This window comes from Microbacterium sp. Leaf159 (genome assembly GCF_001423615.1).
GTDB lineage: Bacteria > Actinomycetota > Actinomycetes > Actinomycetales > Microbacteriaceae > Microbacterium.
This window is the reverse complement of record NZ_LMOU01000001.1, coordinates 416,204-430,301: the sequence shown is the minus strand read 5'-3', so window position 1 is coordinate 430,301 and position 14,098 is coordinate 416,204. Positions and strand designations below refer to the sequence as shown.

3 protein-coding genes, 4 tRNA genes and 1 pseudogene are annotated in these 14,098 nt (G+C 69.4%); 4 read left to right on the top strand and 4 right to left on the bottom strand.

Annotated elements, in window-relative coordinates:
* A pseudogene (locus ASF80_RS18845) lies at window positions 1–10,530 on the bottom strand (DUF11 domain-containing protein); the annotation flags it as partial.
* A 202-nt stretch (window positions 10,531–10,732) separates the two neighbouring features.
* Between ASF80_RS18845 and ASF80_RS02115 the strand changes: the two are divergent.
* Window positions 10,733–11,284 carry a TetR family transcriptional regulator gene (locus ASF80_RS02115; protein ID WP_056307586.1) on the top strand — a complete coding sequence of 184 codons (552 nt, stop codon included), beginning with the start codon at window positions 10,733–10,735 and terminating at the stop codon, window positions 11,282–11,284.
* Window positions 11,285–11,312: 28 nt separating this feature from the next.
* On the top strand, window positions 11,313–12,362 hold the full coding sequence (locus ASF80_RS02110; protein ID WP_056307584.1) for a 2,3-butanediol dehydrogenase: 1,050 nt from the start codon (window positions 11,313–11,315) through the stop codon (window positions 12,360–12,362).
* A gap of 103 nt (window positions 12,363–12,465) precedes the next feature.
* Here ASF80_RS02110 and ASF80_RS02105 read toward each other — a convergent pair.
* The 3 genes from ASF80_RS02105 to ASF80_RS02095 form a co-directional block, all read right to left on the bottom strand.
* Window positions 12,466–12,537, bottom strand: a tRNA-Val gene (locus ASF80_RS02105).
* A gap of 25 nt (window positions 12,538–12,562) precedes the next feature.
* Window positions 12,563–12,633, bottom strand: a tRNA-Cys gene (locus tag ASF80_RS02100).
* A 53-nt stretch (window positions 12,634–12,686) separates the two neighbouring features.
* A tRNA-Gly gene (locus ASF80_RS02095) sits at window positions 12,687–12,759 on the bottom strand.
* A gap of 152 nt (window positions 12,760–12,911) precedes the next feature.
* Between ASF80_RS02095 and ASF80_RS02090 the strand changes: the two genes are divergently transcribed.
* Both ASF80_RS02090 and ASF80_RS02085 read left to right on the top strand, forming a co-directional pair.
* Window positions 12,912–12,984: transfer RNA gene (locus ASF80_RS02090), tRNA-Val, on the top strand.
* Between the two features lie 112 nt (window positions 12,985–13,096).
* Window positions 13,097–14,098, top strand: coding sequence for a SecDF P1 head subdomain-containing protein (locus ASF80_RS02085; RefSeq protein ID WP_056307582.1), 1,002 nt, complete (start codon window positions 13,097–13,099; stop codon window positions 14,096–14,098).

Genomic DNA, 14,098 nt, shown 5'->3' with positions numbered 1-14,098 from the left:
AGCAAACGCCGCCACCGACGCCGTATTCTCCACAAACCCCGCATCCACATCCGCCTGCGTCAGCAGATAGAAGCCGCGCCCTGTGGCGGACTCCCCCACACCCACGCGACCGGGAACGGCTGGATCCGGCCAGGCGATGGAGACACCCTGGAGCCCCTCCATCGGGTCCACGAGGATGCCGCCGGTGACCGTCACGTTGCCCGTGTTCGTCACCACGACGGTGTAGTCGATCCGATCGCCGACCGCGCCGATGTCTCCCGCAGCGAGCACACCCGTCTTCACCGCGGACAGCGCCGCCCCGGGGGTGATCGGAACGGTCGCAGCGGCAGGAGCGGGCGCGAGGGTTCCTCGTACGGGGGTACCCGTGACCGTGACGGCGTTCGACACCGCGCCGGCGTCCACGTCGGACTGCAGGAGCACGTAGGTCGCGGTCGCCGTCGCTTCGGCGCCGGGAGCGAGCACGCCGGGGCGCGCCGCATCGGGCCAGGTGATCACCAGAGGGCTGAGCCCGGCGAGGGCATCGTCGAAAGCGATCTCGCTGACCGTCACATCGCCCGTGTTGACGACCGAGAAGCGGAACTCGACGGTGTCTCCCGCGCGGCCGGTCGACCCGGCGGCGAGAGTACCGCGCTTCGTCGTCGTCAGCGCAGGGCCAGCCGCAGCGAGCGGGGTCGTGACCTCGGCCTCGGTCGATGACACATCGACCTCGGTCGGGGTGGTTCCTGTCGCGATGGCGGTGTTGAGGACCTCACCGGCATCGACGTCTGCCTGGCCGATGGTGTACTGCGCGGTGGCCGTCACCTCTTGCCCGGGAGCGAGGCGTCCCGTCTCACCGCTCGGCCATGCTCCGAACACGATGCCCGAGATTCCCTCGAGCTCATCGGCGATCGCGATGTCGGTGACCGTCGTGTTCCCGGCGTTGCGCACGGTGAACGAGTATCCGATCGAGTCTCCGAGCACGCCGTCGCCGGAGAGCTCATCCGCCTTCACCAGTTCGAGTGCGGGCGCCCTCGTCTCGGTGGCGAGCGTCACGATGTCGGATGCGGACACCGCGGCGTCGGACGGCGTGAGGCCCGTGACCGTCGCGATGTTGCGGACGCCCGCAGCATCCACGTCCGCCTGTGTCACGGTGTACTGCGCCGACGCGCGCACGGCACCGCCCGGGGCGAGCGTTCCCGTCGCCGACGGCCAGGGACCGAACGTGATCGCCGACAGTCCGGGGAGCGGATCGCTCAGCGCGATGGCGTCGATCGTCGCCGTGCCCGCATTCGTGATGTCGAACGTGAATGTCACGATGTCGCCGACGGCCAGGTCCTCGGTCTGCGATGCGGACTTGTCCAGCGTCAGACCGGCGGTCGAGGCGATGGTCACCGTCGCCGGGGCGGTCGCGGTGACGACGGCACCCGTGGGTGCCGTGCCGCGCCCGGTCACGAGGCTGATGATCGAGCCCGCATCGACGTCGGCCTGGGTCAGCACTGTCGTGGCCGTCGCAGTGACCGTCTCCCCCGGGGCGAGGATGCCTGCCTGGCCGTTCCACTGGTAGACGGGCGCCGTCGTGCCCGCGAGAGCGTCAGACAGCGCAGAACCGCTCAGGGTCACGTTGCCGGTGTTCTTGAGCGTGTAGGTCCAGGTCACCGTCGACCCGGCCGCGGACCCTGGCGGGAGCGAGCCGCTGTTCGTGACCGCGACGGACGGCGCTGATGCCTCCACCGGCACGATGCTCTGCGGTGAGGTCGTCGACACGGCGCCCGCAGGCGCGGTCCCCGACGCCGTCGCGGTGTTCAGCACGCGCCCGGCATCGATGTGTGTCTGGGTGATCTCGAGCGTGGCCGTGGCGGTCACGCTCTGCCCCGGATCGAGCACGCCGTCGGCGCCCGGCCAGTCCGCCACGATGTCGGACAGCCCGACCAGCGGATCCGAGATGACGATCCCGGTGACGGTGACGTTTCCGGTGTTGCTGAGCACGAAGGTGTAGGTGATGTCGTCGCCGAGTCCCGCCTCGCCCGGCAGCGTCGTGCCCGACTTGCTGAGCCTGAGCTCGGACCGCTGCGCACCCGTCGCGACCTGGACGGAGTCTGTCGCCGTCACGTCGGCCCCGGTCGGCGGCGCACCCGACGCTGTCACGGAGTTCGGCACGGATCCGCTGTTCACGTCGGCCTGGGTGATCTCGTAGACGGCCGTGGCCGTGGCCGTGGCGCCGGGAGCGAGGACGCCCGCCGATCCCGCATCGGGCCAGGTGACTGTCGGAACGAGACCGGGGATGCTGTCGGCGAGCTCGACATCCGTGAGAGTGACGTTGCCGGTGTTGACGACCACGAAGTCGAACCGGATCTGGTCGCCCGCCTCACCGTCTCCCACTCCGTCACCGACCACCGTTCCGGTCTTCGACACGCCGATGGATGCCGACGGAGCGATCGGGACGGTGACGTCGTCGTTCTCGGTGATCGACGCGCCACCCGGAGCGGTACCCGAACCGCTCACGACGTTGTCGACGGCCCCCGCGTCGATGTCGGCCTGCGTGAGCGCATAGGTCGCGGTAGCCGTGACGACCTGGTTGGGAGCGAGGACGCCCTCTGCGCCCGGCCACGAGTAGACCAGCGGAGAGACGCCGGGCTCGAGGTCGGCGAGTGCGACGCCGGTGAGCGTGACGTTGCCGGTGTTGCGCAGCGAGAACGAGTAGGCGACCGCATCGCCCGCACGAGCCGTCGCTCCGCCGGCGAGCGTGCCTGTCTTCGTCACCTCGATGTCGGGGGTCTGGGCCGCCGTCGCTGTCACGACCGTGTCGGACGGATCGGTCACGGCCGGCCCCGTCGGGGGCGTACCCGTCGACGCCGCCGTGTTCGACACGGAACCGGCATCGAGGTCTGCCTGGGTGATGCGGTGCGTCGCCGTCGCCGTCACGGACTCACCCGGCTGAAGGGTGCCGCTGGCGCCCGGCCACGGCCCATAGGCGAGCGGGCTCAGCCCCGGAGCGGGATCGGACAGCGCGACGCCGGTGAGGGTGACGTTGCCCGAGTTGGTCGCACGGAGCGTGTAGGTGATGAGGTCGCCGAGCTGTCCGGGCCCGCCGACCGACGCGGTCTTCGTCGTCAGGATCGCCGGGGCGGGAGTGGCGGTGCCGAGCACCACGGTCTGCGAGGTCGCCGACACGGCTGCGCCCGTGGGCGGGCGCCCCGACGCGGTCGCCACATCGGTGATCGAGCCCGCGTTCACATCGCTCTGACGCACCTGGTAGGTCGCCGTCGCGGTGATCGTCTGGTTGGGTGCGAGTGTGCCCGTCGTGCCGGACGCCCAGGCGCCATAGCTGATCGTGGAGAGTCCGCTGTGCGGATCGCTCACGGCTACTCCGGTGAGCGTCACGTTGCCTGCGTTGCGCACGGTGTACGAGTAGGTGATCGTGTCGCCGACCGACCCCGTACCCGCGGTGTAGGCGCCCGATTTCTGGATCGTGAGCGCCGGTGCCGAGGTCAGCGGAACCGTCGCCGAACCCACCGCCGACGTGGCCTGGCCCCGCGAGGGAGTGCCGATCGCCGTCGCTGCATTCGACACCGCACCTGCATCGACGTCGGTCTGACGAACGGTCGAGGTCGCGGTCGCCGTCACCACGTCACCCGGCGCCAGCACACCTGCGGTGCCCGACGGCCACACTCCGTAGGCGAGGTCGCTGATACCAGGGAGGGAGTCGGTGGCAGTGACGCCGGAGAGCGTGACGTTGCCGGTGTTCCGGATCGACACCGTCCAGGTGATGGTCTCCCCCGCCACGCCCGTGGCGCCCCCGGGGAGCGTGCCGGACTTGACGACCTGGAGCCGCGGATCTCCCGCGGCTGTCGGCGCGGTGACAGTGCCGGATGCCGCGCTCACGGGCGTGCCGTTCGGCGACAGCCCGCTTCCGGTGGCGACGTTGACGATCGAGCCCGCATCCACGTCGGCCTGCGTGATCGTGTGGCTCGCCCGCGCGACGACCTGTGCACCGGGCGCGAGCACGCCCGCATCACTGGGCCAGGTGTATGTGAAGGGTGTGAGTCCCGCCATCGGGTCGCTCACCACGACGCTGCGGAGCGTCACATTGCCGGTGTTGGTCACGCGCACCGTGTAGTCGACGACGTCGCCCACGGCCCCGGTGCCGCCGACGGATGCCGACTTCGCGGTCGTCAGCGCGGGGCCGGCGGCGACGGTCGGGAGCGAGACGGTCTGCGAGTCGGCACCGACCGCAGGACCGCTGGGAGGCGTGCCGGTCACCCGTGCGGTGTTGCGCACGGTGCCGGCGTCGACGTCGGCCTGCGTGACCGTGTACGTCGCGGTTCCTACGACCTGGGCACCCGGCGCGAGCGCGCCGGCCGTACCGGGCCAGGTGAGGGCGATCGTGCTGAGGCCCGCGTGCGGGTCAGTGACCGCGACGCCGGTGAGTGTGACGTTTCCGGCGTTGCGAGCCGTGAACGTGTACGTGATGACGCTGCCGACCGCGCCGCTCCCCTGCGTGTAGACCGCGGTCTTGCCGAGTGTGAGGAGGGGGCCGGCGATCAGCGGGAGAGTCGCAGCGGCCGTCGCCTGCACTGGGTCACCGGTTGGCGGCGTGCCTGTGGCGGTGGCGATGTTGGCGACGGAGCCGGCATCGACGTCCGACTGCGTGAGCGCCCGCGTCGCGGTCGCCGCGACGCTCTGCCCCGGCTGCAGTGTGCCTGTCGCGCCGGGCCAGCCCGTGTACGCGATGGTCGAGAGTCCTGGCAGCGTATCCGCGATGCCGACACTCGTGAGGGTGACATTGCCGGCGTTGCGCACGGTGAAGCTGTACGTGACGACGTCTCCCGCGCGACCCGTCGCGCCGGGCGCCAGGCTCGCGGTCTTGTCGAGGGTCAGCCTGGGGGCAGCGGTGACCGTCGGAGTCACGACGTCTGCGGACGACGCATTGACCGATGCGCCGCCAGGTGCCGTGGCAGCTGCGGACGCGCGGTTGCGGATCGATCCGGAGTTCACGTCGGTCTGGGTGATGACGTAGGTGGCCCGAGCCGTCGCCGTCTGCCCCGGTGCCAGTACGCCGTTCGCGCCTGGCCAGGTCACCGAGAGCGCGGAGAGCCCCGAGAGCGGATCGCTCAGCGTCACGCCGGTGAGCGTCTGGTTGCCGCTGTTGGTCGCCCGGATCGTGTAGGTGATGACATCGCCCACGCGCGTTCCGGCCGCGGTGTCACCGCTCTTGGTCACGGTCAGCCCCGGTGCGGCGACGCTCGTGGGCACCACGGCCTCTGTGGACGTCGCGCTCACCACGGCACCCGCCGGCGGTCGACCGCTGACGCTCGCCGTGTTGCGCACGGATCCGGCATCGACGTCGGCCTGCCGCACGGTGTACGTCGCCGTTCCGGTAGCCGTCTGTCCCGGGGTCAGGGTGTTCGGCGAACCGGGCCAGGTGATCGACGGAGCACTGAGCCCTGCGAGAGTGTCGGTGAGCGTGACGCCGCTGAGCGTGACATTGCCGGAGTTGCGGATCGTGAACGCGAACGTCACGGTGCTGCCGACCTCGCCGGACCCAGTAGTGACCGAACCGGTCTTCTGCACGGCGATCGATGGGACCGCGTCGATCCGCACGGTGGAGGGAGCGGTTCCGGTCACCGCTGCACCCCGCGGCGGTGTGCCCGTGGCCGTCGCGGTGTTCGCCACCGCGCCCGCGTCGACGTCGGTCTGCTTGACCGTGTAGGTGGCGGTGCCGGAGACGCTCTGGCCCGGCTGCAGGGTGCCCGCGGCTCCGGGCCAACCCGACAGCGGCACCGGTGCCTGACCGATCAGCGGGTCGACGAGAGACACGCCGGTGAGGGTGACGTTGCCGGAGTTGCGCACGGTGAAGGCATACGTGATGGTGTCGCCCGCGGCACCGGTTCCTGCGAGCGTTCCGGTCTTGGTGACCGAGACGGCGGGGGCGCTCGTGGCCGTCGGGGTCGTCACCGCTCCGGATGCCGCGGTCGCGGTCGTTCCTCCGCCGGTGCCGGTGGCGGTCGCCGTGTTCGTGACCGATCCGGCGTTCACGTCGGCCTGCGTCACGGTGTACGGCGCGGTGGCGACGACGGTCTGCCCCGGAGCGAGCGTTCCCGCAGCCCCCGGCCACTGGTACTGCAGCGTCCCGAGCCCTGCCAGCGGATCGGCGATGCCGACGCCCGTGAGCGTGACGTTTCCGGTGTTGCTCGCGCGGAAGGTGTACGTGATGACGCTGCCCACACCACCGCCGCCGCCCGAGGCGGTCTTGGTGATCGCGACGCCGGGCGCTGCAGCGATGGTCGCGACCGTCACCTCACCGGAGGATGCGGTGATCGCGGCCCCCGTCGGCGGGGTGCCGCTCGCGCTCGCGGTGTTCTTGGCCGAGCCCGCATCCACATCCGACTGACGCACCGTATACGTGGCGGTCGCGGTCACCGTCTGGTTAGGCTGCAGCGTGCCTGCGGTCGCCGGCCAGGTGTATGCGATCGTCGAGAGGCCTGCGTGCGGGTCGGTGATCGCGACGCCCGTGAGCGTGACGTTTCCGGTGTTGCGGGCCGAGAACGTATAGGTGATCGTGCTGCCGACGGAGCCGTTGCCCGAGGTGACCGCACCGGTCTTGGTGAGCACGAGGCCCGGAGCTGCGGCGAGGGACACGGTCGCCGGCGCCGTGCTCGTCACTGCAGCTCCGGTGGGCGGGGCTCCGGAACCGGTGGCGGTGTTGCTCACGGCACCGGAGTTCACGTCGGTCTGCGAGATGACGGACGTCGCGGTGGCAGTGACGGTCTGTCCTGGCTGCAGGACTCCCGCCGTGCCGCTCGGCCACGTGCCATAGCTCGGCACGGAGATGCCGGGAAGAGAATCCGCGACCGCGACTCCGGTCAGGGTGACGTTGCCGGAGTTCCGCAGCGTGATCGACCAGACGATCGTGTCGCCCGCCCGGCCGGAGGAACCGCTCTGCAGTGCACCGGACTTCGTCGTCACGATCCCGGCGGATGCGGGCACGGTGTTCGTCGTGACGGTGCCCGAGGTGCTCGTCACGGGCGTCGTGCCGTAGACGGCGGTGGACGACGCCACGTTGCGCACGGATCCCGCGTTCACGTCGGCCTGCTTGATCGTGTAGGTCGCGACCGCTGTCACCGTCTGCCCTGGTGCGAGTCGCCCCGAGGCTCCCGGCCACGTGTAGGTGAAGGCCGACAGGCCCGCGAGCGTGTCGCTGACGGCGACGTCGGTCAGCGTGACGTTCCCGGAGTTCGTCGTGCGCACGGTGTAGGTGACGACGTCGCCGACCGCGGCAGTGCCTGACACCGTGGCGGTCTTCGTCGTCGTGCTCGCCGGAGCTGCAGCCACCGTGTTCACACGGGTCGTGGGTGACGTACCCGTGACCGATGCTCCGCCTGGGGTGCGCGCCGACGCCGTGGCCGTGTTGGTCACGGCGCCGGCATCGACGTCCGCCTGGCGCACGGTGTACGTCGCGCGGCCCTGCACCGTCTGACCCGGTGCGAGGGTTCCTGCGGTACCGGGCCAGGTGTAGGTGACGGCCGAGAGGCCGGGAAGGGGATCCGCGATCGCGACCTGTGTCAGCGTCACGTTGCCGTTGTTGGTCGCCGAGAAGCTGTAGGTGACGGTGCTGCCGACGCCGCCCGTCCCCGCTGTGACGGAGCCCGACTTCAGCACGGTCAGAGCACCGGTCGGGGTGACGGGCAGGGTGGACGACCTCGTCTGCGACAGACGTGCACCGCTCGGCGGCAGTGCCGACGCCGTCGCCGTGTTCGCCACAGACCCTGCATCGACGTCCGACTGCTTCAGCGTGTAGGTCGCGGTCGCCGTGACGGCCTGGCCCGGCGCCAGTGTGCCCGCGGCTCCCGGCCAGGTGTACGTCAGGGCGGAGAGCCCCGCCAGCGGGTCGGCGATCGCGACCTCGGTGAGCGTGACGTTTCCGCTGTTCGCGAGGCGGAACGAGTAGGTGACGACGTCACCCGCCTTGCCCGTGCTACCGGGCGCGAGAGCACCGGTCTTCGTGAGGTTGACCGAAGGAGCGGATGCCGCGGTCGAGACGACCGACTGGCTGCTCGGAACTGTGAGGGTCGCACCTGCGGGTGTGCGGGCCGTGCCGGTGGCGGTGTTGCGGACCGCTCCGGCATCCACGTCGGCCTGGGTCACGGTGTACGTCGCGGTCGCCGTCACGGACTGGGCCGGGGCGAGGGTTCCTGCGACTCCGGGCCACGAGTAGGTGAGCGCCGAGAGTCCGGCGAGCGGATCGCTGATCGCGACGTTCGTGAGCGTCGTGTTGCCGGAGTTGCGGGCGGTGAAGGTGTAGGTGATCGTGCTGCCCACTCCCCCGCTGCCCTGGGTGATGGATCCCGACTTCGTCGTCGTGAGTCCTGGCGCTGAGGCGATGGTGGGAACGGTGACCTGCGGAGAGGAACCGGAGACTGTGGTGCCGCCCGGCGTGCGGGCTGTGGCGGTGGCGGTGTTTCGGACGCTGCCTGCGTCGACATCCGCCTGGGTGATCGTGTAGAAGGCTGTCGCGGTGGCGGCCTGACCGACGGGGATGACTCCTGCCGTCGCTGTGGGCCAGGTGATCGCCGGTGGCGAGAGCCCCGGCAGCGGGTCGACGAGCGACGCGTTCTCGAGCGTCACATTGCCGGTGTTGCGGACCGTGAAGGTGTAGTTGACGCGATCGCCCACACGGCCCGTGGTCCCGCTCGCGAGCGCCCCGGTCTTGGTGACCGTGACGGCGCCGGCGGCGGCGATCGGCGTCACACGGTTCGCGGAACCGGAGGGACGGATGCCTCCGTCGTCATCCGCCGCGCTCACCGTCGCCGTGTTCGCCACAGAACCGGCATCTACATCGCTCTGCTTGAGCGTGTAGTTGGCCGTGGCAGTGACCGACTGCCCGGGCGTCAGCGTGCCCGCGGTTCCCGGCCAGGCTCCGAACGTGATCGCCGACAGTCCCGACAACGGGTCGCTGATCACGATGCCGGTGAGCGTCGACTGTCCCGTGTTCGTGACGGTGAACGTGTAGATGACGACGTCTCCCGCGCGCCCGGTGCCGCCGGGAGCGAGGGCACTGGTCTTGGTGAGTCCGATCGCGCTGAGGAGCACAGTCGTGCTGTCGTTGTCCTGCGCGAGGAAGTCCCCCACCACAGTCCTTGCGGTGGCCTCGGCCGTCGAGACGTACCCGGTCGCCGACGGAGCCGTCGCCGTGCAGGTGTAGGTGGTCGTCTGCAGCGGTGCGAGGGTCAGCGCGCCGAGACTGCGTGCGCAGTTGGCCTGGTCATCCGTCACCACGATGTTGCGCAGGGTTCCCGCGCCGGTGTTCGTGATGCGGATCGTGAACGTCGCGAGCTCGCCGGCCGTTCGCGACTGACTGTCCACCGTGCCGTCGAAGGTCTTCACGATCTGCAGCCCGGCTGTGGGGACAGAGAGCATCGCGTTGCGGAGAAGGTAGGAGTCGCCGGATGTGCCCAGACGCAGGTTCACGGTCGAATCGCCCGCGACGACGTTGGTCAGCGGAACTGTCGCGACGTCGACGTTCTGGTTGGTGAACGCGGTGCCCGCGGTACCGGTGTATCTGACTGATCCCACTGCCCGCGAGATGCCGACGTTGCCCGTCGCCCCCGCGGCGTTCGCGATCTCCGTGTACGGCGTGGAGCCGCCCCGCGAGTACGAGGCCGAGTCCCCGGTGATGTTGCGATCACCCTCGAAGAGCGTGAATCCGGCGCGAGTTCCCGCAGCCACGGCCGTGAACCCGTTGAAGGCGACGGTGAGGTCGGCGTCGTTCGCGCCCTGACGCACGTGTCCCTCGTAGTAGATGATGTTGTGCGGCACCGAGGCGGGGTTGTCGGGGATGAAGGTTCCGTAGTCGTAGACCACGTTGATCGACCAGCCCGCATAGCAACCGGCGCCGGTCGGAGTCCAGATGTTGCCCGCCGAGATCGTGACCTCGGATCCGGTCGGCACGGCCGCGAACGCCGCGGTCACATCGGCACTCGCGGAGTAGTAGAGCGCCGTCGCCTGCGATGCGGGGTCGGCGAGCATGCTCTGCGGCGAGACGTTGGTGACCGAGCTGCCCGCGACCTTGAGTTGGATGGCTCGCGAGGTGTACCCGGTGGCGCTGCCCGAGGGCATCGTCGCCACGCCGCGTGCGGCTGAGTACTGAGCGCAGAGACGGCGCGTGTCTCCCGTGTAGACGCCGGTGTTCGCGCTCCAGGTGAGGAAGGCCTTCACGACGGTGGCGCCGGCGGGGATCGTCATCGTCGCGCTGCTCGAGTTCGAGGTGAAACCCGCGACCGAGTTGTTCTGGCTCATCACGAAGTTGTCGTTGACGTTGTTCGCGTTGGTGCTCGAGGCTGCGTGCAGATCGGCGCACGTGCCGTTCGTCGTGGCCGTCGTCGCCGAGCAGGCGAGCACGCCGTTTCCGGCCATGATGAAGTCGCCGTTGACGTTGGCCTGATAGTTCGGAGCGGTGCCTGAATTCGTGCCCCACTGCACGACGGCGGCTTCGGCGGCCTGCGGTGCGCCGAGCGTGAACCCGGCCGCGATCACGGCGATGGCGGTGGTCATGGCGATGGCGGATCTGCGCCAGCCACGACGAACACCTCCCCCGACCATCACGACCCCCCTCAGAGTCCGTCGACACCCGTTGTGGGTATACGACGTCTTTTCACCCTAGGCGAGATGCTCCTTTGTTGACAATGGTGCAGTTGTGACAGATGCGAAATGTGCGAGTGGGTTTTATCTGACAGTTGTCGGATAAACTGGAGACATGGATGCACGGTCGCGACGTTCGCGCGAGAGTCTCCGCGCGGCGGTCCTCAGGCTGGCGGGTACGACCCCGATCACCACGGTGACGGCATCGGCGATCTGCGCAGAAGCGGGTGTCACCCGCGACACGTTCTACCGCCACGCCGACAGCCCGGTGAGCCTTCTCGCCGACGCGCTGGCCGCCGAGATCGACGAGGCCATGGAGGTCCTCCCCCACACCGATGCGATCGGCGACGGCGAGCGGGCCCTGCTCGAGCACGTGCACCGGCGAGCAGATGTGTACCGCGGCGCGATGCATCCGCTGCTCGCAGCCCCCGTGCGCAGCAATCTCGAGCGGTCGATCAGCGCAGGTCTCGTGCTGTGGGCAGAGCTGCACCCGGGGATCATCCCGTCCGAGTTCGCCAGCGACGCCACGGCCATGCGGATCGCCGTCGCGTACGCCGCGGCAGGCACTGTGGGAGCAGTCGAGGAGTGGTTGCGCAGCGAGGACGACGACATCGAACGTGCCGTGAGGCTGATCCTCGCGGCGTCACCCGAGTGGTGGCTGCGTTGACGGCCACCCGGAAGAGGAGAAGAAGAAGATGAAGGCCGCACAGTTCCATGCCAAGGAGGACCTCCGGATCGAGGAGGTGCCCGAGCCCACGCCCGGCCCCGGACAGGTGAAGCTGCGGAACGCCTTCGCCGGAATCTGCGGGTCCGACCTCCACGTGTACTACAGCCCCGAGGCCGCAGGGCTCGACTTCGATCACCCGCACCCCGTCACCGGGTCTACGCTCCCCCAGATCCTGGGTCACGAGTTCTCCGGCACGATCGTCGAGCTCGGCGAGGGCGTGGACGACGTCGCCGTGGGTGACCGCGTCGCGGTCTGGCCCATCTACTACTGCGGCGAATGCCCGGCCTGCCGTCGCGGAATGTTCAATGCCTGCCAGAAGATCGGCTTCCATGGGCTGAGTTCGCACGGCGGCGGCATGGCGGAGTTCACCACAGTGGATGCCACGAAGCTGCATGTGCTTCCCGAGAACGTCGACCTGCGCATGGGCGCCCTCGTCGAGCCGATGTCGGTCGCATGGCACGCCGTCTCGCGCAGCGGCGTCGACGCCGGAGGCTCCGCGATGATCGCCGGCGCCGGTCCCATCGGCATCGGCGTCTGGTTCGCCCTCAAGGCGCGCGGCATCGAGAAGGTGCTCGTCTCGGAGCCGAGCGCCGACCGTCGGGCGATCATCGCCGCACTCGGTGCGACGGTCGTCGATCCGGTGAACGAAGACCTCGCGGCCGCGGTCGCGACGCTCAGCGATGGAGACGGCGTGGATGTCGCGTTCGACGCCGCCGGTGCCGGCCCCGCCGTCACCTCGTCGCTCGCCAGCCTCGTGCCCGGCGGACGCGTCGTCGTCGTCGCGATCCACGAGCGACCCATGGAGTTCCTGCCCACGCAGCTCGTCATGGCCGAGACCGAGATCGCCGGAGCGCTGGCGTACCTCCCCGAGGACTTCGACGCCGTGATCGAGGCCATGTCCCGGGGCGTCTACGACACCACCGGCTGGGTGCAGGAGGTCGCGCTCGAGCAGGTCGTCGATGCCATCCACTCGCTGCGCGGCGGTGCCGGCGCGAAGATCCTCGTGCAGGCAGACTGACCGACGAACGCAGACGGAGGGTCGAGCGGATGCTTCCGCTCGACCCTCCGTCGCATCCGCCCGACAACGAAAAAACCCCCGGTTAACCGAGGGTTTTTATCTGTGCGCGATACTGGGATCGAACCAGTGACCTCTTCCGTGTCAGGGAAGCGCGCTACCGCTGCGCCAATCGCGCCCAAGTGGGCTATTCAGTTTGTGAGAGGTGGCGACGGGATTCGAACCCGTGTAAACGGCTTTGCAGGCCGGTGCCTAGCCGCTCGGCCACGCCACCGTGTGGATTGACCCCACGTGCCGAAGGCCTTCCGAAGAAGGCCCCTGCACTTGAGCGGATGACGAGACTCGAACTCGCGACCCCAACCTTGGCAAGGTTGTGCGCTACCAACTGCGCTACATCCGCGTTGTTCCCGGTTGTTGTCCCGGGCACTTATGAAACATTAGCCGATGATTCCCGACTGTCCAAACCCGAAGCGAATCTCGCGCGTGTCTCTCAGCGTGGTCAGCAACGCCTCGGACCGTCCGGTAGTATCGGTTGACGTACCCCACGGGTATGGGCGATTGGCGCAGTTGGTAGCGCGCTTCCTTCACACGGAAGAGGTCATCGGTTCGAGTCCGGTATCGCCCACAGACACAAGCCCCGCACAACTAGAGTTGTGCGGGGCTTTCTCGTACCCACGAGCCGCCCCACGGGTCCGCATGTGGCCGCCGTCCGCCTTCCCCGCGAAGAAAGAGCCCCCATGACCGACTCCCCGCACGTCTCCACCAGGGACACACGATCCAGCACGCTGTCGATCGTGGCGCTCGCCTTCGCGTTCATCCTTCCGCTGGTCGGCTTCGTCCTCGGGCTCGTCGCACGGGTGAAGTCGAAGGCCGCCGGCACGCCGTCGGTGGTGGCGACCACTGCCGTCGCCATCGGCGCGATCCTCAGCGTCGTCTGGACGGTCGCGATCGTGCTCCTGCTCAGCTTCGGAGGCGTTCTCTCCGGCGAGGCCGAGCCCACGACGCCCGAGACCCCCGCGCCGTCCGAGTCCACGCCGCCGTCAGGGTCGGAATCCGGCGACGAGCTCGTCATCCAGGTCACGGCGGAGCGCGAGGTGGACTCGGCGACTCTCGCCGCCGCCCGCACCGCACTCGCCTTCTACGGCGAGAACGCCGGCATCGAGGTGGTCGACATCACCGAGACGGATGCCGACGATCTCACCGTGACGTTCGGTGCGGATGTCACGAGCGCCGACATCGACGCGTTCGCTCGCGCCATCTCGACCCCCGCTGCCGAGGGCTTCTACGCCGTCGACGCCGTGCACCCGGCGACGGGAGGCGCAGACCTCGGCGACGGTTCGGCGACTCCCCCGTGCGACGCACTGCGGTTCGGTCCGATCACCGTCGAGGGGCACGTCCTCGCGTGCGACGAAGCGATGCTAACCCAACTGCTCCTCCCCTCCTCCGCGCGCCTCGTCGGAAACGCGATCGCCGAGGTCGAGGTGACCGGCGACGTCGTGGCCGTGACCCTGTCCGACCCTGCCGCCGAGGATTTCGCCGCGTGGACCAGAGAAGCGGCCACCGCGACGGCGCCGGGCAATCAGATCGCGCTCGTCGACTTCATCGGCGTCATCAGCGCTCCCACGGTCGCCGAGGAGCTCGCCGGCGAGTTCCAGATCTCCGGCGCGACCCTCGATGCCGACCTGCTCGCCGCCCGACTGCAGCTGCTCAGCGCCGGGGTGTCGTTCACCGCGCGCTGA

Coding starts and splice junctions, on each gene's coding strand:
- ASF80_RS02115 (WP_056307586.1), top strand. CDS start 10,733: ATGGATGCACGGTCGCGACGTTCGCGCGAGAGTCTCCGCGCGGCGGTC.
- ASF80_RS02110 (WP_056307584.1), top strand. CDS start 11,313: ATGAAGGCCGCACAGTTCCATGCCAAGGAGGACCTCCGGATCGAGGAG.
- ASF80_RS02085 (WP_056307582.1), top strand. CDS start 13,097: ATGACCGACTCCCCGCACGTCTCCACCAGGGACACACGATCCAGCACG.